Genomic DNA, 25,184 nt, shown 5'->3' with positions numbered 1-25,184 from the left:
GGGGGCTCGGTGTTCCTGGAGGGCATCAAGGCGGAGCAGCTGAAGGGCGGCATCGTGGATGGCGCTTGGCAGTGGTGGATGTAAGAGGCATCCTCTCGTCACGCCCATAAAACACACAAGTCCGCGGAGAAATCCGCGGGCTTTTTCTTTGAAATCAGTTCCGAGTTACGTCAGGCCTTCGTGTGCTTGGCCTGCGGCCCGTAGGCTGCAAAGAACACGCGGATCGCGTTGGCCACATTCCGCTCGATTTCTCCATCGGTTGGCGGATCGCCTACGGAGAAGAGCAGGCGGCGGATGAGGCCGGATTGACAGAGGTCGAGGAAGTGCTGGGCGGCCACTTCCGTGTCGGCAATGGCAAGGCGACCTGCCTCGTTCTGGCGCTTGAGATAGGCCGCAAGCCGCGCGGTGCCTTGGCAGGGGCCTGCTTCGTAGAAAGCCTGACCCAGCCTGGGGAACTTCTCGGCGACGCCGATGACCATGCGGATCGAGGAGATGTGCTCAGGCTTGCTGAAGTGGTCGATATACGTCTCGCCGAGCTTGGTCAGGACAGCGCGGACATCCGGATCCTCCGCGTCCAGCTTGAAGAGAACCTCGGCCAAGCTGCGCTTCTCTTCAGTCGTCAGCGCTGCGAACAGGCTTTCCTTGCTGTCGAAGTAGACATAGAGCGTGCCTTTGGAAACGCCGGCGGTCTTCGCGATCTCGCCCATGCTGGCCCCATCGAAGCCGCTTGCCAGGAAGACCTGACGGGCGCCCTCGAGGATCTGGCGGCGCTTAGCGTTTTCCGCACCTTCCTCAACGACGGAAAGGTTGGCCGTCACAGCCTCTGCGCGGGCAAGGTCTTTCAGGTCGCTCATGTGCGTTTTGTCACCTTCCGGCTATTGACCGAACGGTTCGGTCAAATCATATGGGGGTTACTTAGTCATTATAGTCCATAGCCGCAAGAACGGGTCCAAACTTCAGGAACTGGTCAGCGAAGGCTGTTGAAGAGGTTTCCATGGCGTATCGGGAAGAGTTCGAGCGAGGCGGCAAGGGTGACTCCAGGCCCGTCATGGATCGGCAACCCAGTCAGGTTCCTGAAACAGAGCAAGCCGCGCAGGAAGCGGGGCAGGGGACTCCGGCTCAGGCAGCAGCCTCGCCCAAGGCTAAATCGCGCAAGAAGCCTATCCTCATAGTGCTTGCCGGCGCGGCTTTGCTGTTTGGCGGCTATGAGGGCTTCCACTGGTGGACCGAAGGGCGTTTCATGGTCTCGACCGAGGATGCCTATGTGCAGGCCGATATCACGATCCTCTCGGCTAAAGTGTCAGGCTATGTGTCTTCCGTGGCGGTTACGAACAACCAGAGTGTCAAGGCCGGCGATTTGATCGCCACGATCGACGATGGCGACTACCGTTTCGCCCTTCAATCCGCCAAGGACAAGCTCGCTACCCAGGAAAGCGCCATCGAGCGCATCGGGCGTCAGATCGAAGCGGGCCGGGCCTCCGTAGCTCAGGCCGAGGCGCAGATCGCGTCTGCGCAGGCCGGCTTCGAGCGCGCCGAAAGCGATTACGGCCGTCAGCAGCAGCTTGCCCGTTCGGACTACACGAGCCGTGCAGCGCTGGAGAATGCCAAGGCTGCCCGCGATCAGGCTCAGGCCAGCGTGAAGAGCGCGCAGGCGGCACTCGCCGCCGCCTCGGCGAATGTCGATGTGCTGGGTGCGCAGCAGAACGAGGCGCGCCGGGTGGCGGCGGAGTTGCAGACTTCTGTCGAGAAGGCGCAGCGCGACCTCTCCTTCACGGAAATCCGCGCGCCTGCCGACGGTGTGATCGGCAACAAGGCTGTCGAGATCGGCACCTTCGTGCAGCCTGGGGCTCGCCTCGCCGCTCTCGTGCCGCTCACCAGCGTGCATGTGGATGCCAACTTCAAGGAAACGCAGCTTGCTTCCCTGAAGGTCGGCCAGAAGGTGAAGATAGAGGTCGATGCATTCCCGGACGCGGACATTGTCGGCACGGTGGAAAGCGTCTCGCCTGCGTCGGGTGCCGTGTTCAGCCTTCTGCCGCCGGAGAACGCCACCGGCAACTTCACCAAGATCGTGCAGCGCGTACCCGTGCGCGTGGCCGTGAACCCCGAGGTCGCGCGGCAGGGACTGCTGCGTCCGGGCCTGTCGGTCGTGGTCGATGTGGATACCCGTACCTCGGCCGAGCCGCAAAAGACGGCGAGCGTCAAGCCGTAACGAAAGAGAACAGCTCCCATGGCCGCTTCCGCTGCCATATCGAACCCGTCGGCTGTGGCGGCCGAGAAGCCTGCGCAGGTGAGTCCGCGCAGGACCTTCGCGTTCTTCTGCATGGTCTTCGGCATGTTCATGGCGATCCTGGACATCCAGATCGTCTCGGCTTCGCTTGCCGAAATTCAGGCGGGCCTTTCAGCCTCGTCGGATGAAATTTCCTGGGTGCAGACGAGCTATCTGATTGCGGAAGTGATCATGATCCCGCTCTCCGGCATGCTCTCGCGCGTGCTCTCCACGCGCTGGATGTTCGTGATCTCCGCGGGCGGCTTCACGTTCATGAGCTTCATGTGCGCGACGGCGACGAACATCGACCAGATGATCGTGTATCGCGCGCTGCAGGGCTTCATCGGCGGCGGCATGATCCCGACCGTGTTCGCCTCCGCCTTCACCGTCTTCCCACCGGAGAAGCGGCCCGTGATCTCGCCGCTCATCGGCCTCGTGGCGACGCTCGCGCCCACCATCGGCCCGACGCTCGGCGGTTACCTGACCGATCTGTTTTCCTGGCACTGGCTGTTCCTGATCAACATCGTGCCCGGCATCTTCGTGACGATCTCCACTTACCTGCTGGTGGATTTCGACGAGCCGAACTTCGAGTTGTTCAAGAGCTTCGACTGGGCGGGGCTTGGCTTCATGGCGGCGTTCCTGGGCAGCCTTGAATACGTTCTCGAGGAGGGGCCCCTGAACGAATGGTTCCAGGACGAGATCGTGCTCGTCCTCACCATCGTCTGCGTGATCGGCGCCATCGGCTTCTTCTATCGGGCGTTCACGGCCAAGCAGCCGATCGTGGATCTGCGTGCTTTCTCCGACCGCAACTTCCTTGCCGGTTCGTCCTTCAGCTTTGTAATGGGCATCGGCCTTTACGGCCTGACTTATCTCTACCCGATCTATCTCGCTCGCGTGCGGGGCTATTCCTCCCTGCAGATTGGCGAGACGATGTTCGTGTCGGGCGCGGTCATGTTCCTGATGGCGCCTGTCGCGGGGTTCCTGTCGCGCAAGATGGACCCGCGTGTCATGATGGGCATCGGCTTTGCAGCGTTTGCCTTCGGCACGTTCCTGATGAGCGGGCTCACCAAGGATTGGGATTTCTGGGAGCTGTTCATCCCGCAGGTCTTCCGCGGTGTGGGTCTCATGATCTGCATGGTGCCGATCAACAATATCGCGCTTGGAACTCTTCCGCCCGAGCGCATCAAGAATGCGTCCGGCCTCTACAACCTCACCCGCAACCTGGGCGGTGCCGTCGGCTTGGCGCTCATCAACACGATTCTCAACAATCGCTTGGATCTCCACCTTCAGCGGTTGCGCGAGAACGTGAACTGGGGCCGCTCCACGGCGGTCGAGACGCTGAACGCCATGACCATGAAGTTTCAGTCTCTCGGCACCGATGCGAGCGCGGCGGCGATCAAGACCATGTCCAACATGGTTCGGCGTGAGGCCATGGTCATGTCCTTCGCGGATGTGTTCCTGCTGCTGACCGTGCTGTTCCTCTGCCTGATCCTTGCCTTGCCCTTCATCAAGAAACCGCGTGCGGCTCCCGCCGGTGCCGGCGGCCATTGATGACCTCCCGGGACTAACCTCCAAGAACTTCAGCCCGGCTGTCCAAGCCGGGCTTTTTTATTCCTTGCGGGTTGGAGAACGAACTGCTCCCATTTCATCTTTAATCCCGTCGATCTGCCCTGCATCAGTTCGATGCTTGAGATTGCGCGTTCGTTCCAGTCTCCGACACAGCACCTAGCGATGTGTCGGCGCTCACCACCACGGACATGCCGGGGGACAGACGCTCTGCGAGAGGCTGGTTCGGGTCGATGGAGATGCGCTCCGGCACCAGCGTGAGAAGCTGCGTGCCTGCGGATACGTATTGCCAGGGCGCGCTCCCTTCCCAGGCCTTGCGTCAAGGACAGGAGAAGGGACGCCAGCATGTACAGGCCTGCCCGCGGCCAAGGCCTGGGAGGAGCCATGGGGGCAGGCGCCGCCGGGGAGGCGGGCGGCACCTGTTGTTCCTGACTGCCCTGGGTTTCCGAGAGGAGCACAATCTCGGAAGCCTCGGCGGGGCGAGCGGAATCGTTCGAGCGATCCCCTCCAGTCGTTGTCATCGAGAAAGCACCACTCTCAGCACGCGGCTTCCATATTCCGTGCTATGGCATGGAAAACGCGGATCGCGGCTTTTAGGTCGTCTTCGCTGACGTCCTTTAGAACATCGCTGCGGAAGTCCTTGACGAGACCGTTCACGTGAGAAGCCTGCTCCTGGCCGGCTGCGGTAAGAGCGACCTGCTTGGCGCGCCGGTCCCCGTCGACGGGCTTACGCACGATGAGACCCTGCCTCTCAAGCCCATCGAGGAGGGGAACGAGAGTCGGTCCCTCAATCTCCAGGGCTTCCGCGAGCTCGGTCTGGTTCACGCAATCCTTCTTGGCGAGAAGGATCAAGGCGCGCGCACGGGGAAGGGTCAGGCCCTCGGCGCGAACGCGAGCGTCGAACAACGTCCGCATCTTGCGGCTAACCTTCCACAGCTCCTCGGAGAAAATCATCTTTGCGGTCATCGGCGTGCCTGATGAGAGTGCATATTGATAGTATACTAATTATATGGAGGCTTTATATGCATCCTCTCATGGACCTTCAAGGGCCCGCCCCAAGCTTGGCCGGAGACCCGGGCATGCGCGGAGGGCGGAGGTGGTGGAAATCCGGTTTTTAAGTTGTTGTTCTTGCAGCCCGGACGTCATAGCTTGCGCGGCAGGTTCTCTCGCTTAGGTGAAGTTCAAACATCTTGCCTCCTCCAGTACGCCAATCCGCTTCTGCTTCCGTCGGCGCCGTGCGCCGCACCTTCGCTCCCTGGGCCGATCCCCAAGCCAAGCCGCTGATCCGTGTTGATAACGTAACGAAGCGCTTCGGCGACGCGGTCGCGGTGGATCACCTGACACTGGACATTTTCGAGGGCGAATTCTTCTGCCTGCTCGGCCCTTCCGGGTGCGGCAAGACGACCCTCATGCGCATGCTGGCGGGATTCGAATACCCGACCGAAGGCGTGATCACCCTGGCGGGCCAGAGCCTGGAAGGAGTTCCGCCTTACCGGCGCCCCGTGAACATGATGTTCCAGTCCTATGCGCTCTTCCCGCATATGAGCGTCGAGAAGAACATCGCCTTCGGCCTGAAGCAGGATGGCTTGCCCAAGCCCGAGATCGCCGACCGTGTCGGTGAAATGCTGCGCCTCGTACAGCTCGAGAAACTCGCAAAGCGCTATCCGAGCCAGCTCTCCGGAGGCCAGCGTCAGCGAGTGGCCCTGGCCCGCGCGCTCGCCAAGAGGCCGAAGGTGCTCCTGCTCGACGAGCCGCTCGGCGCCCTCGACAAGAAGCTGCGCGAGGAAACCCAGTTCGAGCTCATGGACATCCAGCACGAGCTTGGCATGACCTTCGTGGTGGTCACCCACGACCAGGAAGAGGCGATGACCATGGCCGACCGCATCGCGGTCATGGACCATGGGCGCATCGTGCAGGTGGCCGACCCCGGCGAGATCTATGAGCAGCCCAAGACCCGCTTCATCGCGGAGTTCGTGGGCGATGTTAACATCCTCGAAGGCCATGTGATGGGCCAGGAGAACGGCCTCTGGCGCGTGAAGACCGCGTCCGCCGAAACTCCGCTCACCATCGACGATCCGGACGAGGTGCTGCATTCCGGTCAGGCCGTCGCCATCGCGGTGCGGCCCGAGAAGATGACGATCCAGCGCGAGAAGCCGGGCCCCGAGGCTGTGAACGTGCTGACCGGTGAGGTGTGGGATATCGGTTATCTCGGGGACTGGACCGTCTACAGGATCAAGCTGGCCACCGGCGAAATCCTCCGCGTGTCGCGTGCCAATGTCTCTCGATTCGTGGAAAGTCCCATCGATTGGGATGAGCAGGTTTATGTCACCTTCGAGCCGGGTGCGGCTGTCATCCTGGCGGAATAAGCCATGAAAGAGCGTTCCTTCATGAAGAGCCTGAGCGCAGGGCTCGTGCCCGCCGTGCCATATCTCTGGCTCGGCGTGTTCTTCCTTGTGCCGTTCCTGATCGTCCTCAAGATCAGCCTGTCCGATCCCGCCGTCGCACAACCGCCCTACAGACCGCTCTTCGAGTGGAGCGACATCATGGGCTTTTTCAGCGCGCTCGATTTCGAGAATTTCGAGCTGCTGACCCAGGACGATCTCTATTTCCGCGCAACGCTTTCCTCGGTGCGGATCGCAGCGATCTCAACCCTGCTGCTTCTGCTGGTCGGTTTTCCCATCGCCTATGGCATGGCGCGCGCACCCGAGCGGCATCGCTCCCTGCTGGTGGCGCTCGTCATTCTGCCTTTCTGGACGAGCTTCCTCATCCGCATCTATGCGTGGATCGCCATCCTGAAGCCTGAAGGTCTGCTCACGCAGGCTCTCTCGGGGATCGGCCTCATCTCCGAGCCGATCGAGATTCTCAATACGGAATGGGCAGTCTATATCGGCATCGTCTACGCCTATCTGCCCTTCATGGTGCTGCCGCTCTATGCGACGCTCGAGAAGATGGACGACACGCTTCTGGAAGCAGCCCTCGATCTCGGCTCGACACCTTGGCGTTCGTTCTGGACCATCACGGTGCCGCTGGCGATGCCCGGCATCATTGCAGGCTCGCTGCTCTGTTTCATTCCAGCTGTGGGCGAGTTCGTGATCCCCGACCTTCTCGGCGGATCGGAAACCCTCATGATCGGCCGTCAGCTCTGGAGCGAGTTCTTCTCGAACCGTGACTGGCCGTTGGCGTCGTCCGTCGCCATCCTTCTGCTCATCATCCTCGTTCTGCCCATCGTGATCTATCGCGATGTGGAAGCACGGCGCTTGGAGACACGGCCATGACAAGGCGTCTGAGCGTTTTCAACGTCACGTCCCTGGTTCTGGGTTTCGCGTTCCTCTACCTGCCGATCCTGCTGCTCGTCATTTATTCCTTCAATGCTTCGCGGCTCGTGACGGTGTGGGGTGGCTTCTCGACGCAATGGTACGGCGCGCTCTTCCGCAATCAGGCGCTCATGGAAGCTGCCTGGGTGACTTTGCGCATCGCGCTTCTGTCCGCCAGCATTGCGACGGTGCTCGGCACGCTCGCGGCGCTTGCGCTTACCCGTTACGGCCGCTTTACGGGGCGCACGCTGTTCACCGGCATGATCTATGCGCCGATGGTCATGCCTGAGGTCATCACCGGCCTGTCGCTGCTGCTGTTCTTCGTGGCCATCGACCTCGACCGCGGCTTCTGGACGGTCACGCTCGCGCATACCACGCTCACCATGTGCTTCGTCACGGTGGTGGTGCAGTCGCGCCTCATGACCTTCGACCGCTCGCTGGAAGAGGCGGCGATGGATCTCGGCGCGCCGCCCTTGCGCACGTTCTTCGCCGTGACGCTGCCGTTGATCGCGCCGTCCATCGTGGCGGGTTTCCTGCTCGCCTTCACGCTGTCCCTGGATGATCTCGTGATTGCGAGCTTCAACACGGGTCCGGGCGCGACGACGTTGCCGATCAGGATTTACAGTCAGGTCCGCCTCGGCCTGTCGCCTGAGATCAACGCAGCCTCGACGATCCTGATCGGTCTCGTGACGCTCGGCGTGATCTCAGCGACCCTGCTCAGCAAGCGCTCGGTGCTCCGCTCCCAGCGGAACGCTCACTGAGCGGTCGCCTGCGGCCTCTGTTCGTTTGGAAGAATGCGATTGGGGAGGAGCGGCTTTGCCGCTCCCGACCGCTCGATGAGGGAGCGGGCCTTCGGTGAAATGCTCACGTTGTCCCAGCCGCCGCCGATGTCGAAAGCGATGGCGGGCACGGCCTGCGAGGCGGCGGGTGAGATCTCCGCCTTCAGGTTGAGCGTGCGATCAACCATGAGCACCTGGCCCTTCATTTCGGCCATGACCTCTTCGGATACGAGACTGCCTTCCGTCACCTCGCCGATGCCGTCCCGAACGACGATCTGGGCCTGCGCCTCCTGAAACGGCGTGCGTCCGCCCTTCCAGTTCAGGGAGGCGAGGAGAGGGTGCTTCTCGACGCGCTTCAATGCGTCTCCGAGGGCGATGCCGACGAGCTCGCCGCGATGAATGGTGACAGAGCTGCGCCCCTGCGCCTTCCGCACCACCTCGACCGGATTGCGTCCCTTGCCTTCGAAAGAGAATTGCCCCTGGGCATGGCCGGTGATCCAGCGCGGCTCGCCGATGCTGGCCAGGAAAGGCGCAATCTCGACACCGGCGAAAGTGCCCTGACTCTTGAACTCTGTTTCCCCGCCGATGGAGGCGAGCGACAGGCGGCCCTTGAGAGTGCCGTCATGAAACCCGGCGCGGCCGATCGAGGCTTCGATCTCACCGGGACGTACGAGGACGCTGGCAGCCATGTCTTCGACGCGTAGCTTGCCCAAGCGGGCCGAGGCCGCCGAGAGGCGCAGATCGAGATCGCTGCCGGTCACATGAGCCAGATCGAGCGTCTCCTCGCTCCAGGCTCCGGACGAGGTGCGGGCCTGTGAGAACGGGGCGAACAGATCGGCGAGGTTCAGGTCGTCCGCCGCAAGGGTGCCCGTGATCATGGGGCGCTCGGTGTCGATGCGAACCGCCATGGTGCCTTCGAGCTTGTCGTTGCCGAGCATGACTGCGACCGACGGCCAGGACAGGCGGCGGCGGTCCATGGAGAAGTCGCCCTTCACGGAAAAGGCCTGAACCAGAGAGCCGAAGGGCAGCTTCATGCCGCTCCAGCGCGTGAAGTCTCTCATCGAACCCGTCTCGATGGAGCCGTGGCCGGTGAGGCTGGGGTTCACGCCGAGCTGCGCCTCGCCCTGCAGGTTCAGGCGCAATGTTGGAGCAATAACGCTCAGTTCGATGGGGCTGATGCGGTCGGTCGTGAGACGATCCGGGTGAATGGCGGCTTCCTCAACGACGATCCGCTCGCCCCGCCAAAGGGCTGTGCCATAAGCCGTGAGCGGCTCTTTCTCGCCGACCCAGCGGATCACGAACTCGGAAACATCCAGGTCGGCGTCCTTCAGGTCGGTCCATCGGATAGCGGTGCGGCTGAGGATCAGGCGGCGGGCGTGGAGCGCGCTGGAGCGGCTCTTGAACACGTCGTTCCACTTCACGTTCCGGAGCGCCTCGGCCGAAGCCGTGACCTTGCTGTCGCTCAGGTTGAAATCCGACAGCTCGACCCGCCCCAGCAGGAGAGGAAGCACGCGGATCTCGCCGCGAAGCGTGCCGCCTTCCGCCTTGAGAGCCTGATCGGGGAAGCGGATGGTGACATCCTCGAACTTGACCCGCGGGATCGGCAGCACGGCAAAGGTGGAGCGGCCCTCGACCGTCAGGTCCAGTCCATAACGCTCCTTCATGTGGTCGGAGAGGGCAGACGACAGGCCGTTCTCCCTGAGGGTCCAGGGAGCAGTGGCCGCTCCGAGAGCGGCGAGCGCAATCAACGCGATGAAAAAGACGACGCGGCGAGACATGAGCTTAAGTGTTTAAACCTTGTGCCCCACCTCGCAAGTAACGGATGGTCAACACTTTGTGGGCGGCGGGGCGATTATCATTTGTTCCCATATATCCATAGGAAGGGATTGTCTAAATTGAGGCCAAGTTGCAGGGTGCGACCCGATTGCATGAGGGCCTTGAAGGGCAGGTTGAGCCCTAGGAGGAATTGTTGATGAATAAGGTTTACAGCGACGCGCAAGCCGCGCTGGCTGGTATCGTGAAGGACGGGATGACGATCATGGCCGGAGGCTTCGGCCTGTGCGGCATTCCCGAGACCCTGATCGAGGCGATCCGTGATTCGGGGGCAAAGGACCTCACGTTTATTTCCAACAATGCTGGCGTCGATGGGGTGGGGCTTGGCCGCCTGCTCGAGACCCGCCAGATCCGCAAGATGATCAGTTCCTATGTGGGCGAGAACAAGCTCTTCGCCCAACAGTACCTGTCCGGCGAACTGGAGCTTGAGTTCAACCCGCAGGGGACGCTCGCCGAGCGCATCCGCGCCGGCGGTGCGGGCATTCCCGCCTTCTATACCAAGACCGGCGTGGGCACCCTGATCGCCGAAGGCAAGGAAGTGCGTGAGTTCAATGGCGAGAAATACGTCATGGAAACCGGCCTCTTTGCCGACATCTCCGTCGTTCACGCCTGGAAGGGCGATACGGAGGGCAACCTCGTCTACCGCAAGACCGCCCGCAACTTCAATCCGATGATGGCGACCGCATCGCGTCTGACGATTGCCGAGGTCGAGCATCTGGTACCTGCCGGCGAGATCGACCCCGACTGCATCCACACGCCCGGTATTTTCGTGAAACGCATGGTGCATGTGTCGAACCCGGTCAAACACATCGAGCAGCGCACCACCCGCAAGCGCGAGGAGACAGTCTGATGGCATGGACCCGTGAACAGATGGCGGCCCGCGCCGCCAAGGAGCTGCGCGACGGCTATTACGTGAATCTCGGCATCGGCATTCCGACACTGGTGTCGAACTACATTCCGTCCGGAATGCACGTGCAGCTCCAGTCGGAAAACGGCATGCTCGGCATGGGTCCTTTCCCGTTCGAGGGAGAGGAAGACGCCGACCTGATCAATGCGGGCAAGCAGACGATCACCGAACTTCCCACCACGAGCTATTTCTCCAGCTCGGACTCCTTCGGGATGATCCGCGGCGGCCATATCGACCTGTCGATCCTCGGCGCCATGCAGGTGGCGAGCAATGGGGATCTCGCCAACTGGATGATCCCCGGCAAGATGGTGAAGGGCATGGGCGGCGCCATGGACCTTGTAGCCGGCGTGAAGCGCGTGGTCGTGGTCATGGAGCATGTGGCTCGGGCCAAGGACGGTTCGGAAGAGCCGAAGCTCCTCAAGGCCTGCTCCCTGCCGCTCACGGGCGCGGGCGTCGTTGATCTCGTGATCACGGATCTCGGCGTGTTCTCCATCGACAAGAAGGGCGGCAGCGGCATGACGCTGATCGAGCTTGCCGACGGCGTGACGGTGGACGAAATCAAGGCGAAGACGGAAGCCGAGTTCAAGGTGGACCTGAACGGCAAGCAGTCAAACGCGGCCTGAGCCGACGGCCCAAAACGAATGTGACACTTCAGCAGGCCTCGGGAGCTCCCCGGGGCCTGATTGCTGTCGGAGGGAACCGGGGCAGGGCCGTTCCGTTTGCCTCACATCATTCCCATTCGATCAGCGAACATGATTCCTTTCGGCCCCAACACGCTTCACCTGTGCATCGACATGCAGCGCCTCTTCTCCTCCGAAGGGCCGTGGCCGACCCCCTGGATGGAGCGTGTCCTGCCGACCGTGGCGCAGATTGCCGAGCAGGCGCCGGACCGCACGGTCTTTACCCGATTCATTCCGCCTTACCGGCCCGAGGACATGCCGGGCGCATGGCGCATCTATTATGAGCGCTGGCGCGAGGTCACGCGCGAGCATCTCGATCCGCGGCTTCTGGAGCTGATGCCGCCGCTGCAGCGGCTCGTGCCGCCTGCTACCATGCTGGACAAACCGGTCTATTCGGCCTTCGCCGGTCACAAGCTGCGCGATCTCGTGAGCGAACGCGGGATCGACACCTTGCTGGTCACCGGCTCCGAAACCGACATGTGCGTTCTCGCCACCGTGCTCGGTGCCGTCGATCTGGGACTGCGTGTCGTGATCGTGTCCGATGGCGTCTGCAGCTCCTCCGACGAGGGTCACGATTCACTGCTCACGCTCTATACCAAGCGATACAGCTATCAGGTCGAGACCGTCAGCAGCGAAGCCGTGCTGGCGCAATGGCCTTCCTGAAGGGTCGAGAGAGTGCCTTTCACAGGCTCGGGCTGCTCGATGGCGAATCCGGGCGCTCCGGCCTCCGCAGCCGCGTCTCGGCGCTGCGCACGAGTTGAATCACGGGGACAAGGCCGATCAGCACAATGACGAGCGCGGCAAGAGAGCCGTCCTCGAAGCGTCCGCGCGAGGCGTAAGTATAGACCTGCGTGGCGAGGGTTTCCGTGTTCAGGGGGCGTAGCAGCAGGGTCGCGGGCAACTCCTTGATGCAATCCACGAAGATCAGCAGGGCTGCGCTCGCGAGCGCAGGGCGCATGAGCGGGATCTGGATGCGCCAGACCATGTCCTTGCGGGATGAGCCCAGGGTACGCGCCGCATCCTCGAGACTCGGCGAGACCCGGTCGAGACCTGCGGAGAGCGAACCGGTCGCAATCGACAGGAACCGCAGCACATAAGCGATGATGATGGCGGTTGCCGTGCCCATGAGAAGCAGGCCCAGACGTTCGCCGGTGAGATAGCGCCAGATCGTGCCGATCAGACCGTCGATCGTGACCAGCGGCGTCATGAGTCCGAGGGCGAGGACCGTGCCAGGGATCGCATAGCCCAGGCCCGCGATGAACAGGGTGCTTCGCGTGAGCGGTGACTTGGCGATGCGTGCCGCGGAGACGAGCAATGTCGCCACCGCCAGAACTGCGAGGGTCGCCGTGATCGACAAACCCAGCGTTGTCAGAAGGTGTTCGAGAAACTCCGCATCGAACTGCTCGAACAGGCTTCCGCGCAGGATCTCACGGATCAGGAATGCGCAAGGCAGGATGAAGCCGAGGAAAACCGGAACGCTGCACAGCATGGCGGCGATCCATGCCCGCCCGCCGAAGAGGGGCGCCGGATGCACCACGCGCGAACGTTTGGCCGATGTGGCATAGCGGCGATCCTTGCGGCCATAACGTTCGATCAGGATGAGCGCGACGACGAAGGCAAGCATCACGCAGGCGATTTGCGCCGCGCCTGGGAGGCTGCCGCGGTTGAGCCACGTGTTGTAGACGGCGACGGTGAGAGTACGCACGCCGAGATACTCGCTCGCGCCGATATCGTTCAACGCTTCGAGCAAGGCGAGCGACAGGCCCACGGCCAGGGCAGGGCGAGCGAGGGGAAGAGCGATGACGGTGAAGAGCTTGAAGCGACCCGCGCCGAGAACCCTGGCCACTTCAAGCATGCTCGCGCTCTGCGTCAGGAACATCGCCCGCGCCGCGATATAAACATAGGGATAGAGGACGGCGGACATCACGAGGATGCAGCCGTAGAGAGAACGGATCTCGGGAAACCAGTAATCGCTGCGCGACGTCCAGCCCATGACATCCCGCATAGCCATCTGAACGAGGCCGGCGGAGTCGAAAATCTCCACGTAGATATAGGCCGTGATGTAGGTCGGCACGGCGAGGGGGAGAGGCAAAAGCCACACGAGGATGTTGCGGCCTGGAAAGCGGTGAGCGGTGACGAGCCAGGCGGACGTGATGCCCATGGAGCCTGCGACGACTGCGATGCCCGCAAGCAACGCAAGCGTGTCCACGATGCTCGATGGCAGGACGTTCCGGATCAGATGCGGCCAGATCTCCGCATCGCCTTGTGCGGCTATTCCGGTCAGCGCCGCAACCGGCATGAGCACGAGAAGTCCCACCGCAACCACTGCGGCGGAGAGCCACCAGGGAATGCGGTTTATCGCCCCGAAGGGAATGGCGCGAAAAAGGTTCTGAACTTCTGCGGTCGCTTTCAACGTGAAACGGCGCTGCCGTTGCCGGCAGCGCCTCCTATCAAGAGAGCAGCTCTAAGGACTGCTCTATGGATTACTGATCGAAGCCGACCTTGTCGACCAATTCGCTGGCCTTCTTGCGAAGCTTGGCGATCTCCGCAATCGACACGTTGTCGGCCTTGAGTTCGCCGAACGAAGCAATCGTCGGGTGGATCTTGATGCCGGCCTTGACCGGATACTCGGAATTGGCTTCGGCGTGAATGCGCTGCGAGTCGTCGGAGACCATGAACTCCATGAACTTCACGGCATTCGCCTTGTTCGGCGCATTCTTGGCAAGGGCAAGGCCCGAAACGTTCACGTGCGTACCGCCGCCTTCGAAGGTTGGGAGGATCACGTTGATCGCCTCGCCCCACTTCTTCTGTTCCTCGTCCTTGCCGTTGCGCATGAGCGAGACGTAGTAAGTGTTGCCAATGGCGATGTCGCAGACACCGGCGAGGATGTCCTTGGCCTGCTCGCGGTCGCCGCCCGAAGGCTTCTTGGCGAGATTGGCCTTCACGCCCTTCAGCCATTCCTCGGCCTTGGCTTCGCCCATGTGAGCGATGGCGGCGGCGATGAGGCTGACGTTGTAGAGATGCTGGCCGGAGCGAATGCAGACCTTGCCCTTCCACTTGGGATCGGCAAGCTCTTCATAGGTGATCTTGTCCTGCTTCACGCGCTCCTTGGAGGCGTAGACCACGCGGCCGCGCAGAGCGATGCCGAACCAGTGGCCTTCCGGATCGCGATAGGCGGCGGGGATCACCTTCTCGAGCACTTCGGATTTTAGAGGCTGGGTGACGCCGTAATCCTTGGCGGCTGCCAGGCGGCCGATGTCGACGGTGAGGATGATGTCCGCCGGGCTGTTCTCGCCTTCGGTGCGAACGCGCTCCTCGAGGCCGTTATTGATGAAAATCGTGTTGACCTTGATGCCGGTCTCTTTGGTGAACTCATCGAGAACCGGCTTGATCAGACCCGGCTCGCGGGTGGTGTAGATGTTCAACGCCTGATCGGCGGCCTGCGCCGAACCGGCCAGAGTGCCTATAGCAGCCGCACCGACAAGCAGGCCGCGAGCGAATTTCATCGTCAGGTTCATGAAGTTTTCCTCACCCACAATTCGGGTCATCGCAACGATGCACCCCGGTTGCGCCGGAAAAACCACGGTCGCCATGTCGGGTCAAGAAAAAACTTAATTAAAACAATAACTTATAAGAGTTCTAAACTGGGTGCTGATTTGAGGAGTTCTAAGCTGAAGCCATCTGCTTGAGAGGGGCGGCTTCCGCAGCATCCCTTTTCAGCCGCTCGATTTCCGCTTCCATTCTCTCCATGTTCTTGAACAGCCGCTCGCTGGTGAGCCTGAGGAAGTAGAAGCCGAACTCGGGGTTCTGGAAATAGAGCTGGCGCACTTCGTCATAGGAGATGTTCAGTATCTCCCCGCTCTCCAGGCACTCCAGGGTCTGGGTCCGCTTGTTGTCGGGGGACATGAAGCCCATCTCGCCGACCACCTGCCCCTGCAGCAGTTCGATATTCAGCTCCTTCAAGCGGTAGCGGCCCGAGAGAGTATAGAACATGCAATTGGCGCTATCGCCCCGTGCAAACAGCACTTCGCCTGCCTCCACCTTGCGGCGTGTCATGAACGGTTTGAGCCATTCCATCGAGAGGTCGCTCTTGGAGGCCTGCCTCACCTGACGGATCAGGCGGATCATCTGATAGAGCCGCATCGAGTTGAGGGGCAGGAGGATCAGATTGACGGTCATGCTGGGATAGAGATTCATGACCACGGCATAAGTGAGCCCGACGCTATTGGCCGCGATCCCTATGCAGCGCAGAGGGATGATCGTGCGCATCGCGCTGCCGGTGATGGTGAGAGTGGCGCCCAGCCACCCCAGTGCATCGATCCAGGTCAGTGAATAGAGCCAAGACATGAAGCCCCCTCAAATCATTCCGCTAGGTCATATACGTAACATTACCCTTCGCAAGAGCGATACCTGTGCTTTGGCGCACTCTGCTGAATTTCCTGCGCCATCAAATGAAAAAAGCCCCCGTTCGGGGGCTTTGAACATCTGCGCCGAGGCAGAAGCCGGGGATCGTCAGGAGCGCGGGGCAGGGCGCGGCGGCACGAGCGTGCTCGGTACGCTCAGGCCGCGGCGCTGCGGCTGCGCACCGACCGATGAAGTGGTTGCGCGGTCCCGCTGGCTGCGGCCGATGGAAGGCGGCGGGGGAAGATCGGTTCGCGGCAGCACGCCTTCGGGCGTAGCCGAAGTCGAACATCCGGCGAGAGCCAGACCTGCTAGTCCGAGAAGGGAAACGATCATTATCCGATGCATGCGATCACTCTCCGATTTTCCGCTAAAGCTAGGCCATAAGAATGTGAAGTCGAGTCGCCGACGCCTTAAAATTCCTAAGATCGGACCTCCAAATGGAGCATGCAAAGACCTACCTTTAGAGAGAGTTTCGAGGATCCTGCGAGCCCAAGAGAGGAGATTGTTGTGCCTGACCGCTTGAATGGGAGTGCCTGGGCGTTCGGCAAAGGATGCAGTCTGCTCGCGGGAGCAGGGCTGATCATGGCGGCTTATGTCAACGTCGCCGAAGCGAAATGCCAGGACGCGCCGGGACCGGGAGCCGATTGGTCGGGATGCTCGAAGGCGCGGATCATGCTGACCGGCGAGGATCTCGCCGGCACGAATTTCCAGCGCTCCCTTCTGACATTGAGCGATTTCGGCGGTTCGAAGATGATGGGAGCCAATCTCAGCGAGACCGAGATCAGCAGGACGCGTTTCGAAAAGGCCGATCTGACAAAGGCGAATTTCACCAAGGCGCTCGGATGGCGGGCGAATTTTTCCGAGGCTCTACTAGTCGAAACCAATTTCAGTTCGGCGGACATGAACCGTTCGAACTTCGCAAAGGCGAAGGCTTCCGGAGCCAACTTCCAGAAGGCGGAGCTGAACCGATCGGATTTCAGCGGTGCGAACCTGGAGCGCGCCGATATGGGGAAAGCCGAGCTCGCACGCGTGATCTTTCAGCAGACGAAGCTCGCGGGCGTCGATTTCAACCACTCGAACCTCTCCCGCGCGCAGCTTCAGGGAGCAGTGCTGCAGGACGTCAACATGGCCGGAGCCTATCTCTACCTCACCCAACTGGGCGGAGCCGATTTGACCTCCGCGAAGGGGCTTACGCAGGCGCAAATCGACATGGCCTGCGGCGATGCGCAAACCAAGCTTCCTTCGGGCCTGACAGCTCCCAAGACTTGGCCTTGCAGCAGCGAAGAGGATTGAGGCGCCTGCCGGCTGAAACAAAAGTGCCAGCTTAACCGTTGGATTCCTTGAGATACGACGGCCCGAACCACCAGAAATCTCGGGAGTAGGCCTAAGTGACGACGCTCAAGGAATTCGAGGATGCGCTTCGAGAGCAGGGCATGAACATGGCCCTCGCGATCCTGCAGAAGTTGCGTGAGAGGGATAAGGGCAAGCGTTCCGTGGCGCCGGCACGCCGCATCACCGGGCGCAAGATGACGCCCGAATTGGCCCGGCGCATTCTCGAGCTTCATGCCACGACGGAGATGACCCAGCAGGAAATCGCCTTCGAACTCGGAGTCAATCAGGGCCGGGTCAACGAGGTCATCAAACGCGGTAAGTGGCTCGATGACGATCCCAACTCGCCGGAGGCGGTCGCGCGGGACAAGGCGAAGGCGAGGATGAGCGCTGCTGCAGAGCGAAAGCGCCCCGTTCGGAGCGCAGGGGCTCCTGCTCCAAAACGTCAGCCTCAGAAGCCGCGCAATCAGGCGCAGCTGAGCCTCGGAGACCTTTAGCGCGAGCAAGGCCTATGACAGGCCAGAAAAAACCCTGCCCGGAGGGCAGGGTGGATAGTTGTCTCCTCGCCTTCGGTTAGTACCCGAAAACAGGGTCATTACGGCATGTAAAAAAAGTAAAGTCAATTTAATCTATTGCAACTTTCTTCTGTATTTGAATATATACCTGTAGTAGAGTGGATATACAAAAGTAGTACCACTTTTGATTATTAGCAATCTGAGCGCTAGTAGATGGCTGTTGCTTGTTTGCAATAGCTTTTTCTTGTCGAAAGAGCGAAGTTTTTGCCGTGGATCCTCACACTAGGGGTTACGGTTATGAGAAAGTGCGTACTAAGCCTTCTTGCAGGGGTTGCAAGTGTTACACTTGTTGCAGCCAGTGCTACAGCCGCGGACCTTCCGGCCCGCGCAGCGCCTCCCGCTCCGATTATCGCAGCAGCTCCGATCTTCACGTGGACGGGCTTCTATGCTGGTGTGAATGCCGGCTGGGGCTGGCGTAGCGATGATCGGGAATCCGTGGTTCTCGGCGGAGCGGTGCCAGGCACGCTGATCTTTGACAACAACAGCGACGGTGGCTTCACCGGCGGCGCGCAGATCGGCTACAACTACCAGATCGGCTCCTTTGTCATCGGTCTCGAGACCGACATCCAGTGGGCCGACACTGATCAGAATGTGGATGTGGCCTTCCTCCCGGCTGCAACCCCCGGCGTCTTCGTCCCTGGCACGTTCGACAACAACCTGTCCGATTGGTTCGGCACCGTGCGTGCCCGCGCCGGTGTGGCCTTCGATCGCGTGCTGATCTACGCCACCGGCGGTCTTGCCTATGCTGATGACAATACCGGTTGGGTTGTCGGCGGCGGTGTCGAGTGGGCGCTGCCGACCGGCCTGTTCGGGTCGTCCGCAGTCACCTTCGGTCTTGAAGGCCTGTGGCTGAACTTCGATAGCGATGACGACAACAATGGCGGGTTTGTCGGTACGTTCACGCCTGTGGGCGGAGTGGCAACCAACGTCTTTGCCCCGGATATCGGCAACGACGACAACGAGTTCTTCGTGGCCCGCGCCAAGTTGAACTTCAAGTTCGGTACATACTGATCATCCATCCTCCCAACGACTGGGCCCGGGAGAAATCCTGGGCCCTTTTTGTTGGGAGATCCTGCGATGGAGTGGTCGGCCGCGACCGGTCCACTAACGGGAACCTGATCGCGGCCTCGGCCCGGGTTTGCCCCCACGGGAAGTTCACTGCTAAACCGTTCAAACGTGACCTGAATAGGGCGAAGGGGGAGGCAAAATTTTTTCAAAAAATTTTGGAACCAAGAGGCCGGATGCGCGTTTTCAAGCATCTCCGGTCCTTTTTGCCCCTACGGCCGGACACCTCAGAGCGCCCTCAAGGCGCTCTTTTCTTTTTCTAAATCAAGTCTTTAGCGCCGGAGTCCAGGCAAGCTGAGACTTCTCAGCCGTAGCTTCGCTCATCAGCAATGACTTTGCCGTCGTTTGGCAAAGTTCCGGGCTCAACGAGGGCAACCGTGCCCTTGAGCTTAGTGACGGATTGCAGCGTAGCCGTGACGGCTGCGGCAAGATCCCCCGATACCGCCGCACATTCGGCTAGGAGCGTCATCTTGTCGGTTTCGTCTTCCCGCTCGACGCTCAGGCGGAGGCGGCCGAGTTCCGGATGCCGTCGGCCGATTTCCGCGACCTGTTCCGGACGGACGAACATGCCCTTCACCTTGGTGGCCTGATCGGCGCGCCCCATCCACCCTTTGATGCGCATGTTGGTGCGCCCGCAGGGGCTCAGCCCGGGCATTGCGGCTGTGAGATCGCCGAGGGCCAGACGGATGAAGGGATGGTGCGGGTCAAGGGTTGTCACCACGATCTCGCCGACCTCGCCCTCGGCCACAGGATCACCCGTGCCTGGGCGGACGATCTCCACGATGATGTCCTCATTCACCACCAGCCCCTCGCGAGCCGAGGTCTCATAGGCGATGAACCCCAGATCGGCGGTTGCATAGGCTTGATATGCATCGATGCCTCGGGACTGAAACTCCTCCTGCAGCGACTTCGGAAAGGCCGCGCCGGAAACGAGGGCACGTTTGATGGACGATGCATCCCGCCCCGCTGCGGCAGCCGCATCGAGCAGGATCTTCAGGAAATCCGGCGTGCCGCAAAAAGCCCGCGGGCGGTAAGCCTCGATCAGCTCGAGCTGCTGCTCGGTGTTGCCGGGTCCTGCGGGGATGACCGCACAGCCGAGCGCGCGTGCGCCGGAATCCATGATGAAGCCGCCCGGCGTCAGATGATAGCCGAAGGTGTTGAGGACGATGTCGCCCCGGCGAAACCCCGCAGCGAAAAGCCCGCGCGCCGAGCGCCAGGGATCAGTCGATGCAGGCTCTGCCTCGAAGATCGGGCCGGGCGAGGTGAAAAGGCGTCCGAACGAGCCCGGAGCGTCGGCAATGAAGCCGCCGAAGGGCAGGGCGGCTTTCTGCAATGTGGAGAGTTCGCTTTTACGCAGGATGGGTAGCGCGGCCAGCGCCTCGCGGCTCGTGATGCTCGCCGGGTCGAAGCCCTTGAACCGCTCCGCATAGGCCGGAGCGTCCAAGGCTTTACGAAGGATGTCCGGAAGGCGGTGAAAGAGATCAGCCTCCCGTTCCGCCGGGTTGCGCGTCTCGAGATGATCGTGATGGTCAGTCATCGGCTTTAAAAGAGCTCCAAATTGTTGATCATCAGTGGCGAACCGCGCTTCGACGGTGTTGATCAGGCGGCAGGCTGGATGCCCGCCCGCGTTGCAGGAGCCGATAGAGGATCGGCACCGAACCGGTTCGGTCCAACATTTCCGCGGGTGCAGTACCAGACGAGCAGGACGATCCAGCCAACCAGCGGAACGAATAGGAGCAGCTGCCACCAGCCCGAGCGGTCGATGTCATGCAAACGACGTGTGGCGACCGCGATGCTCGGGATCAGCAGACCGAACGTGGCGATCATGTCCAGTCCCACAATTCCAATAGACACAGCCAGAAGAGCATCCAGGATCTGTGCGACGATAGAGATGAGGATCGTGAAGAGCGCAAACCACCAATATTCAGAGCGCGATGCACGCCCCGAGAATGTAGCGTACTTGGATAGGCAAGTTGAGACCGATTGACCAAAGTCCATTTTCGAAGCCCCAGAATTCAAGATAAGTCCTGTGAGTCTCTGCTCACAGGACCAGGGACGCTATGAAGAGGTTGCTGTACCGTCAAGCAAGGCGGAAAGGCTTTCCGTTGTTTTCAAGCCAACCAGCGCTTGCGGCGCTTGTAGCTCTTAACGGCGCGGAACGATTTGCGGTCTCCCTCCGAGACGCCGAGGTAAAATTCCTTCACGTCCTCGTTCTCGCGCAGGGCCTGCGCCGGGCCGTCCATCACCACGCGGCCCGTTTCGAGAATGTATCCATAGGTGGCGTATTTCAGCGCCATGTTGGTGTTCTGCTCCGCGAGCAGGAAGGAAACGCCTTCGCTTGAATTGAGGATGCGAACGATCTCGAAGATCTCTTCCACGATCTGCGGGGCCAGGCCCATCGACGGTTCGTCGAGCAGGATCATGGAAGGCTTCGACATCATGGCGCGGCCGATGGCGCACATCTGTTGCTCGCCGCCGGAGGTGTAGCCCGCCATGGAGGTGCGCCGCTGTTTCAGGCGCGGGAAATACTCGTAGATCGCCTCCAGGTCGCGCTTGATGGCGGCATTGCCATCCTTGCGCGTGAAAGCGCCGGTCAGGAGGTTTTCCTCGATGGTGAGGTGGCCGAAGCAATGACGGCCTTCGAGCACCTGAATGCAGCCGCGCCGCACCAGCTCGTTGGGCGAGAGCTTGTCGACGCGCTCTCCCTTGAATTCGATGGAGCCCTTCGTCACTTCGCCGCGCTCGGCGTGCAGAAGGTTGGAGATGGCCTTCAGCGTCGTCGTCTTGCCCGCGCCGTTCGCGCCGAGGAGCGCGACGATCCCGCCCTTCGGCACGGTGAGCGACACGCCTTTCAGCACGAGGATCACGTGGTCGTAGACCACCTCGATGTTGTTGACGGTCAGAACGGTTTCGGCAGATGCGGGCTGCATCTGAACGGCGCTGCTCATGAGTTGTTTCCTCTGTTGTCCCTCTCCCCCGAAGGGGAGAGGGTTTGCAGCTCACTTGCCTCAGCTTGCCTTGTCGCAGGCTTCCGTGCGCTTGGGCCAGCCGGCGTTCTTCTCGGCATAGTCCTTCGCCGCGGCGTCGAGCTGGGCCTTCACCCGGTCGGTCATCGGCTCGATGGGGTCAGAGATCTTCACCCATTTCGTGCCGTCCCATTCCTGCATGAAGGCGGGACGATGGCCGTTATGATCGGAGCAGCTGAGGGTAAGGGTTTCCGTAAAGCCCTCGAGGCCGAGCTCCTTCAGGCGTGCCGGATCGAGCTTGATGTTCTCGATGCCGCGGCGCACATCCTCGCCGGTGACGGCCTTCTTGCCCGTGATCTTCTGCGCCTGCGCGATGCCTTCCGCGATCAGCAGCGAGTTATAGACGCCGCGATTGTAGAGAAGCTCGCCGACCTTTTCCTTCGGAGACTTGGAAAGTCCCTTCTCCACCACGTGCTTCTGAATGTCCTGGAGCGCCGGGAAGTTGGTTCCCACCGCATGCCAGTTGAGCATCTTGAAGCCCTTGGCGCCTGCGCCGCCGCTCTTCGCGTCGTCCTCGCTCGGCCACCACACGGAATAGAACTTGTCCATCGGATAGCCGGAGCGCACCGCTTCCTTCACGGCTGCGCCGTTCATGGTGCCCCAGCCCCACATGATCATGTAATCGGGGCGGTCGCGGCGGGCGCTGAGCCACTGGGAGGACTGGTTCTGCATGTCCTGCGCGGCGACGGGATAGAGCGCCACCTCGAAGCCGATTTCCTTCGACAGTTCCTGCAGCAGCGGGATCGGTTCCTTGCCGAAGGCCGCATCGAGATGGATGAAGCCGATTTTCTTGCCCTTCAGCTTTTCAAGGCCGCCTTCCTTCTCGCCGATGTACTTGATGATCATCGACAGGCCGTCCCAATAGGTGGCCGGCGGATTGAAAACCCAGGGGAAGATGTCGCCACGCGCGGAAGCCGAGAGGCCGTAGGCCATGGAGAGGATCGGGATCTTGTCCACGGAGGCGCGCGGAATCAGCGGCAGGGTGATGCCGGTGGACCAGGGGTTGACCATGACCGGGTTCTTGCCCTTCACCGCCTCATAGCACTCGACGCCCTTCTTGGTGTCGTAGCCGGTCTCGCATTCCTCGATGACGAGCTTCACGCCGCCGATGCCGCCGTCGCGCTGGTTCAGCATCTGCAGGTAGTCGTGCATGCCGTCGGCAATGTAGGTGCCGGAGCCCGCGAAAGCGCCTGTGCGGTAGGTGAAGAGGGGGACGTAGATGGAATCCTGCGCGAAGGCAGGCAGTGCTGTGCCGGCGAGCATGGTTGCGGCGGCCAGTCCGAGGCTCATTTTGCGAAACGACATTCTCGTTTCCTCCCGTTGTTGGTCCGGCTGAGCCGGTTTTGTTGAGTTCCCGTCTCCTTTGAGCCAGCCGTCAGTAGGGGAACGGCCAGACCAGGAGCTTCTGCTTGCCGATCTGCCAGAGCCGCGCGAGGCCGTGCGGTTCCACGATCAGGAAAAAGATGATGAGCGCGCCCACGATCATGAAGCGCAGGTGTTCGATGACGTCGGACCCGACCGAGATTCCGAAGGGCGACAGGACCGCCGGCAGGACGATGCCGAGAACGATGGGCAGGATGAAGATGAGGGCCGCGCCGAAGAACGAACCGATGAGGCTGCCCAATCCGCCGATGATCACCATGAAGAGGATGAAGAAGGACTGGTTGATGTTGAACACGTCGTATTCCGCGCCGCCGTACCACATGAACACGAGAAGCGCGCCCGCAACGCCGCAGTAATAGGACGAGACGGCAAAGGCCAGGAGCTTGGTCTGCAACGGGCGGATGCCCATGAGCTCCGCCGCGAGATCCATGTCGCGGATCGCGATCCACATGCGCCCGATGCGGCCGTGGACGAGGTTGGAGGCAAGCCAGGTGAGCACGATGACGATGGTGAGCACCAGCAGGTAGCGCGTCTGCGGCGTGGCGTTCGGCCCCATGATCGGAATGCCGAAGAGGGTGCGCAAAGGCGCGTCGAGAGCGCCTGAGACGTTGTAGTTCACGAGCCACGGAATACGGATGAAGCACCATTGCAGGAAGAACTGCGCGGCAAGCGTTGCCACGGCGAGGTAGAAGCCCTTGATGCGAAGCGAGGGCAGGCCGAACAAGGCGCCGATGGCGGCGGAGAAGAAGCCGGACACGAAGATCCAGATGATCACGTTCACATCCGGAAAGGCCGTCATCAGCTTGTAGCAGGCATATGCGCCCACACCCATGAACGCGCCGGTTCCCAGCGACAGAAGGCCGGTATAGCCAGTGAGGATGTTGAGCCCGATGGAGGCGAGCGAGAACACCAGAAACGGGATCATCACCGCTTGCAGCAGGAAGCTGTTGCCCAGGAAGGCGAGCGCATAGGCGGCCAGGATGATGAGGCCGAGGCCGATCCTGTCCTGGCGCAAAGGAAAGATCGCGGAATCGCTGACGTAATTCGTCTTGAATTGACCGGCTTCGCGGTAGAGCACGTCAGAACTCCCTTAAATCCGTTCGATGATCTTCTCGCCGAACAAGCCCTGCGGCCTGTAGAGCAGGAAGAGGAGGGCGATGACATAAGCAAGCCAGGTCTCGATGCCGCCGCCGACCAGCGGGCCCCAATAGAACTCGCCGAGCTTCTCGCCCACGCCGATGATGAGCCCGCCGATGATCGCGCCTGGAATCGAGGTGAAGCCGCCGAGAATGAGGACGGGCAGAGCTTTCAGGGCGATGATCTGGAGCGAAAAGGATACGCCCGAGCGCGCGCCCCACATGATGCCCGCCACGAGGGCGACGAGGCCCGCGGCGAACCACACGATCACCCAGATCTGGTTGAGCGAGATGCCGACCGAGAGCGCGGCCTTGTGGCTGTCCGCCACCGCGCGCAAGGCGCGTCCGATGCGCGTCTTGGAGAAGAACACCGCGAGGATGCCGATCATGATGGACGCGATAATGGCCGCGGCGATATCGAGATGCTGCAGGCGGATGGAGCCGCCGAAGGCGTCGAGCTCCGTCGTGCCCTGCGGCAGGAGAAGCGCATCCGTGATCATCTCGCGCGGATTGCCGCCGAAGATCAGCTCGCCGAAGCCGATGAGGAAATAGGTAAGGCCGAAGGTGGCCATGAAGAGGATGATGTCGGGCTGGTTCACAAGGGGGCGCAGCACCACACGCTCCACAACGATGGCGAGGACCAGCATCGCGACGGCGGCGAGGATCAGCGCCAAGAAAGCGGGAACGCCTTTCTCGTAAAGGCCGACGAGGATCAGGGCCGCGAACACGACCATAATGCCTTGCGCGAAGTTGAACACGCCCGAGGCCTTGAAGATCAGCACGAAGCCCAGCGCAATGAGCGCATAGAGCACCCCGGAGACGAGGCCTTCCCAGAGGGTCTGAATGAGAAGGTCCGGCGCTTCGCCCATGAAAAGGAACGGCTCGACGAAGACCTTGTAGAGAATGTCCATCGATCAGCCC

At 61.4% G+C, this 25,184-nt stretch carries 24 protein-coding genes; 11 read left to right on the top strand and 13 right to left on the bottom strand.

Annotated elements, in window-relative coordinates; translation table 11 throughout:
* Window positions 1-170 precede the first annotated feature (170 nt).
* The gene (locus tag BLP10_RS01040; RefSeq protein WP_091128399.1) at window positions 171-854 is read right to left on the bottom strand and encodes a TetR/AcrR family transcriptional regulator; all 684 of its coding nucleotides are present in this window, start codon (window positions 852-854) and stop codon (window positions 171-173) included.
* 140 nt (window positions 855-994) lie between these two features.
* On the opposite strand from BLP10_RS01040, the gene BLP10_RS01035 reads away from it, so the two are divergent.
* Together BLP10_RS01035 and BLP10_RS01030 are read left to right on the top strand one after the other, a co-directional pair.
* Window positions 995-2,209, top strand: coding sequence for an HlyD family secretion protein (locus BLP10_RS01035; RefSeq protein WP_091128396.1), 1,215 nt, complete (start codon window positions 995-997; stop codon window positions 2,207-2,209).
* Between the two features lie 18 nt (window positions 2,210-2,227).
* Window positions 2,228-3,817 (top strand): DHA2 family efflux MFS transporter permease subunit, encoded by a 1,590-nt coding sequence (locus tag BLP10_RS01030; protein ID WP_091128393.1) that lies wholly within the window; start codon window positions 2,228-2,230, stop codon window positions 3,815-3,817.
* Between the two features lie 552 nt (window positions 3,818-4,369).
* On the opposite strand, the gene BLP10_RS01020 is transcribed toward BLP10_RS01030, so the two are convergent.
* Complete coding sequence (locus tag BLP10_RS01020; protein WP_091128386.1) at window positions 4,370-4,798, bottom strand: MarR family winged helix-turn-helix transcriptional regulator; 429 nt, start codon at window positions 4,796-4,798, stop codon at window positions 4,370-4,372.
* A 224-nt stretch (window positions 4,799-5,022) separates the two neighbouring features.
* Here BLP10_RS01020 and BLP10_RS01015 point away from each other — a divergent pair, with 224 nt between their 5' ends.
* From BLP10_RS01015 to BLP10_RS01005, 3 genes are read left to right on the top strand one after another with little or no spacing between them, the layout of a single operon-like run.
* Window positions 5,023-6,198, top strand: coding sequence for an ABC transporter ATP-binding protein (locus BLP10_RS01015; protein WP_175493718.1), 1,176 nt, complete (start codon window positions 5,023-5,025; stop codon window positions 6,196-6,198).
* 3 nt (window positions 6,199-6,201) lie between these two features.
* Complete coding sequence (locus BLP10_RS01010) at window positions 6,202-7,107, top strand: ABC transporter permease (RefSeq protein ID WP_091128379.1); 906 nt, start codon at window positions 6,202-6,204, stop codon at window positions 7,105-7,107.
* Complete coding sequence (locus BLP10_RS01005; RefSeq protein WP_091128376.1) at window positions 7,104-7,907, top strand: ABC transporter permease; 804 nt, start codon at window positions 7,104-7,106, stop codon at window positions 7,905-7,907. Before BLP10_RS01010 ends, BLP10_RS01005 begins: the two co-directional genes overlap by 4 nt.
* On the opposite strand, the gene BLP10_RS01000 is transcribed toward BLP10_RS01005, so the two are convergent.
* Complete coding sequence (locus tag BLP10_RS01000) at window positions 7,901-9,703, bottom strand: AsmA family protein (RefSeq protein ID WP_091128373.1); 1,803 nt, start codon at window positions 9,701-9,703, stop codon at window positions 7,901-7,903. The genes BLP10_RS01005 and BLP10_RS01000 overlap by 7 nt on opposite strands.
* A 194-nt stretch (window positions 9,704-9,897) precedes the next feature.
* Between BLP10_RS01000 and BLP10_RS00995 the strand changes: the two genes are divergently transcribed.
* From BLP10_RS00995 to BLP10_RS00985, 3 genes are all read left to right on the top strand, one after another.
* Window positions 9,898-10,608, top strand: coding sequence for a CoA transferase subunit A (locus BLP10_RS00995; protein ID WP_091128367.1), 711 nt, complete (start codon window positions 9,898-9,900; stop codon window positions 10,606-10,608).
* The gene (locus tag BLP10_RS00990) at window positions 10,608-11,288 is read left to right on the top strand and encodes a 3-oxoacid CoA-transferase subunit B (protein WP_091128361.1); all 681 of its coding nucleotides are present in this window, start codon (window positions 10,608-10,610) and stop codon (window positions 11,286-11,288) included. Before BLP10_RS00995 ends, BLP10_RS00990 begins: the two co-directional genes overlap by 1 nt.
* 129 nt (window positions 11,289-11,417) lie before the next feature.
* Complete coding sequence (locus BLP10_RS00985) at window positions 11,418-12,008, top strand: cysteine hydrolase family protein (RefSeq protein ID WP_091128356.1); 591 nt, start codon at window positions 11,418-11,420, stop codon at window positions 12,006-12,008.
* A gap of 19 nt (window positions 12,009-12,027) precedes the next feature.
* On the opposite strand, the gene BLP10_RS00980 is transcribed toward BLP10_RS00985, so the two are convergent.
* From BLP10_RS00980 to BLP10_RS00965, 4 genes are all read right to left on the bottom strand, one after another.
* Window positions 12,028-13,758, bottom strand: a complete 1,731-nt coding sequence (locus tag BLP10_RS00980) for an ABC transporter permease (protein WP_244510339.1) — start codon at window positions 13,756-13,758, stop codon at window positions 12,028-12,030.
* A 70-nt stretch (window positions 13,759-13,828) separates the two neighbouring features.
* A complete protein-coding gene (locus BLP10_RS00975; protein ID WP_091128354.1) occupies window positions 13,829-14,863 on the bottom strand; it encodes a Fe(3+) ABC transporter substrate-binding protein in 1,035 nt (344 codons plus the stop codon).
* 148 nt (window positions 14,864-15,011) lie between these two features.
* Complete coding sequence (locus BLP10_RS00970; RefSeq protein WP_091128349.1) at window positions 15,012-15,692, bottom strand: Crp/Fnr family transcriptional regulator; 681 nt, start codon at window positions 15,690-15,692, stop codon at window positions 15,012-15,014.
* 165 nt (window positions 15,693-15,857) lie between these two features.
* The gene (locus tag BLP10_RS00965; RefSeq protein ID WP_139165405.1) at window positions 15,858-16,094 is read right to left on the bottom strand and encodes a hypothetical protein; all 237 of its coding nucleotides are present in this window, start codon (window positions 16,092-16,094) and stop codon (window positions 15,858-15,860) included.
* Between the two features lie 237 nt (window positions 16,095-16,331).
* On the opposite strand from BLP10_RS00965, the gene BLP10_RS00960 reads away from it, so the two are divergent.
* From BLP10_RS00960 to BLP10_RS00950, 3 genes are all read left to right on the top strand, one after another.
* Window positions 16,332-17,042 (top strand): pentapeptide repeat-containing protein, encoded by a 711-nt coding sequence (locus BLP10_RS00960; RefSeq protein WP_175493717.1) that lies wholly within the window; start codon window positions 16,332-16,334, stop codon window positions 17,040-17,042.
* 95 nt (window positions 17,043-17,137) lie between these two features.
* On the top strand, window positions 17,138-17,575 hold the full coding sequence (locus BLP10_RS00955) for a sigma factor-like helix-turn-helix DNA-binding protein (RefSeq protein WP_091128339.1): 438 nt from the start codon (window positions 17,138-17,140) through the stop codon (window positions 17,573-17,575).
* A gap of 315 nt (window positions 17,576-17,890) precedes the next feature.
* Window positions 17,891-18,664: an outer membrane protein gene (locus BLP10_RS00950; protein WP_091128335.1), complete on the top strand. Its 774-nt coding sequence runs from the start codon at window positions 17,891-17,893 to the stop codon at window positions 18,662-18,664.
* 358 nt (window positions 18,665-19,022) lie between these two features.
* On the opposite strand, the gene BLP10_RS00945 is transcribed toward BLP10_RS00950, so the two are convergent.
* The 6 genes from BLP10_RS00945 to BLP10_RS00920 form a co-directional block, all read right to left on the bottom strand.
* On the bottom strand, window positions 19,023-20,255 hold the full coding sequence (locus BLP10_RS00945; protein ID WP_091128331.1) for a phenylacetate--CoA ligase family protein: 1,233 nt from the start codon (window positions 20,253-20,255) through the stop codon (window positions 19,023-19,025).
* Between the two features lie 62 nt (window positions 20,256-20,317).
* Entirely contained in the window at window positions 20,318-20,716 is a 399-nt protein-coding gene (locus BLP10_RS00940) for a DUF805 domain-containing protein (protein ID WP_091128327.1), read from the bottom strand.
* A 113-nt stretch (window positions 20,717-20,829) separates the two neighbouring features.
* Window positions 20,830-21,666, bottom strand: a complete 837-nt coding sequence (locus BLP10_RS00935; protein WP_091128323.1) for an ABC transporter ATP-binding protein — start codon at window positions 21,664-21,666, stop codon at window positions 20,830-20,832.
* Between the two features lie 60 nt (window positions 21,667-21,726).
* Complete coding sequence (locus BLP10_RS00930; protein ID WP_091128320.1) at window positions 21,727-23,049, bottom strand: ABC transporter substrate-binding protein; 1,323 nt, start codon at window positions 23,047-23,049, stop codon at window positions 21,727-21,729.
* A gap of 70 nt (window positions 23,050-23,119) precedes the next feature.
* On the bottom strand, window positions 23,120-24,205 hold the full coding sequence (locus BLP10_RS00925) for a branched-chain amino acid ABC transporter permease (protein WP_091128319.1): 1,086 nt from the start codon (window positions 24,203-24,205) through the stop codon (window positions 23,120-23,122).
* A 12-nt stretch (window positions 24,206-24,217) separates the two neighbouring features.
* A complete protein-coding gene (locus tag BLP10_RS00920) occupies window positions 24,218-25,174 on the bottom strand; it encodes a branched-chain amino acid ABC transporter permease (RefSeq protein ID WP_175493716.1) in 957 nt (318 codons plus the stop codon).
* Between the last annotated feature and the right edge of the window lie 10 nt (window positions 25,175-25,184).

Origin of the sequence: Microvirga guangxiensis (assembly GCF_900102135.1) — a bacterium.
Taxonomy (GTDB): Bacteria; Pseudomonadota; Alphaproteobacteria; order Rhizobiales; family Beijerinckiaceae; genus Microvirga; species Microvirga guangxiensis.
Note: the sequence above shows the minus strand (reverse complement) of the source record. Positions and strands in the feature narration are given on the sequence as shown.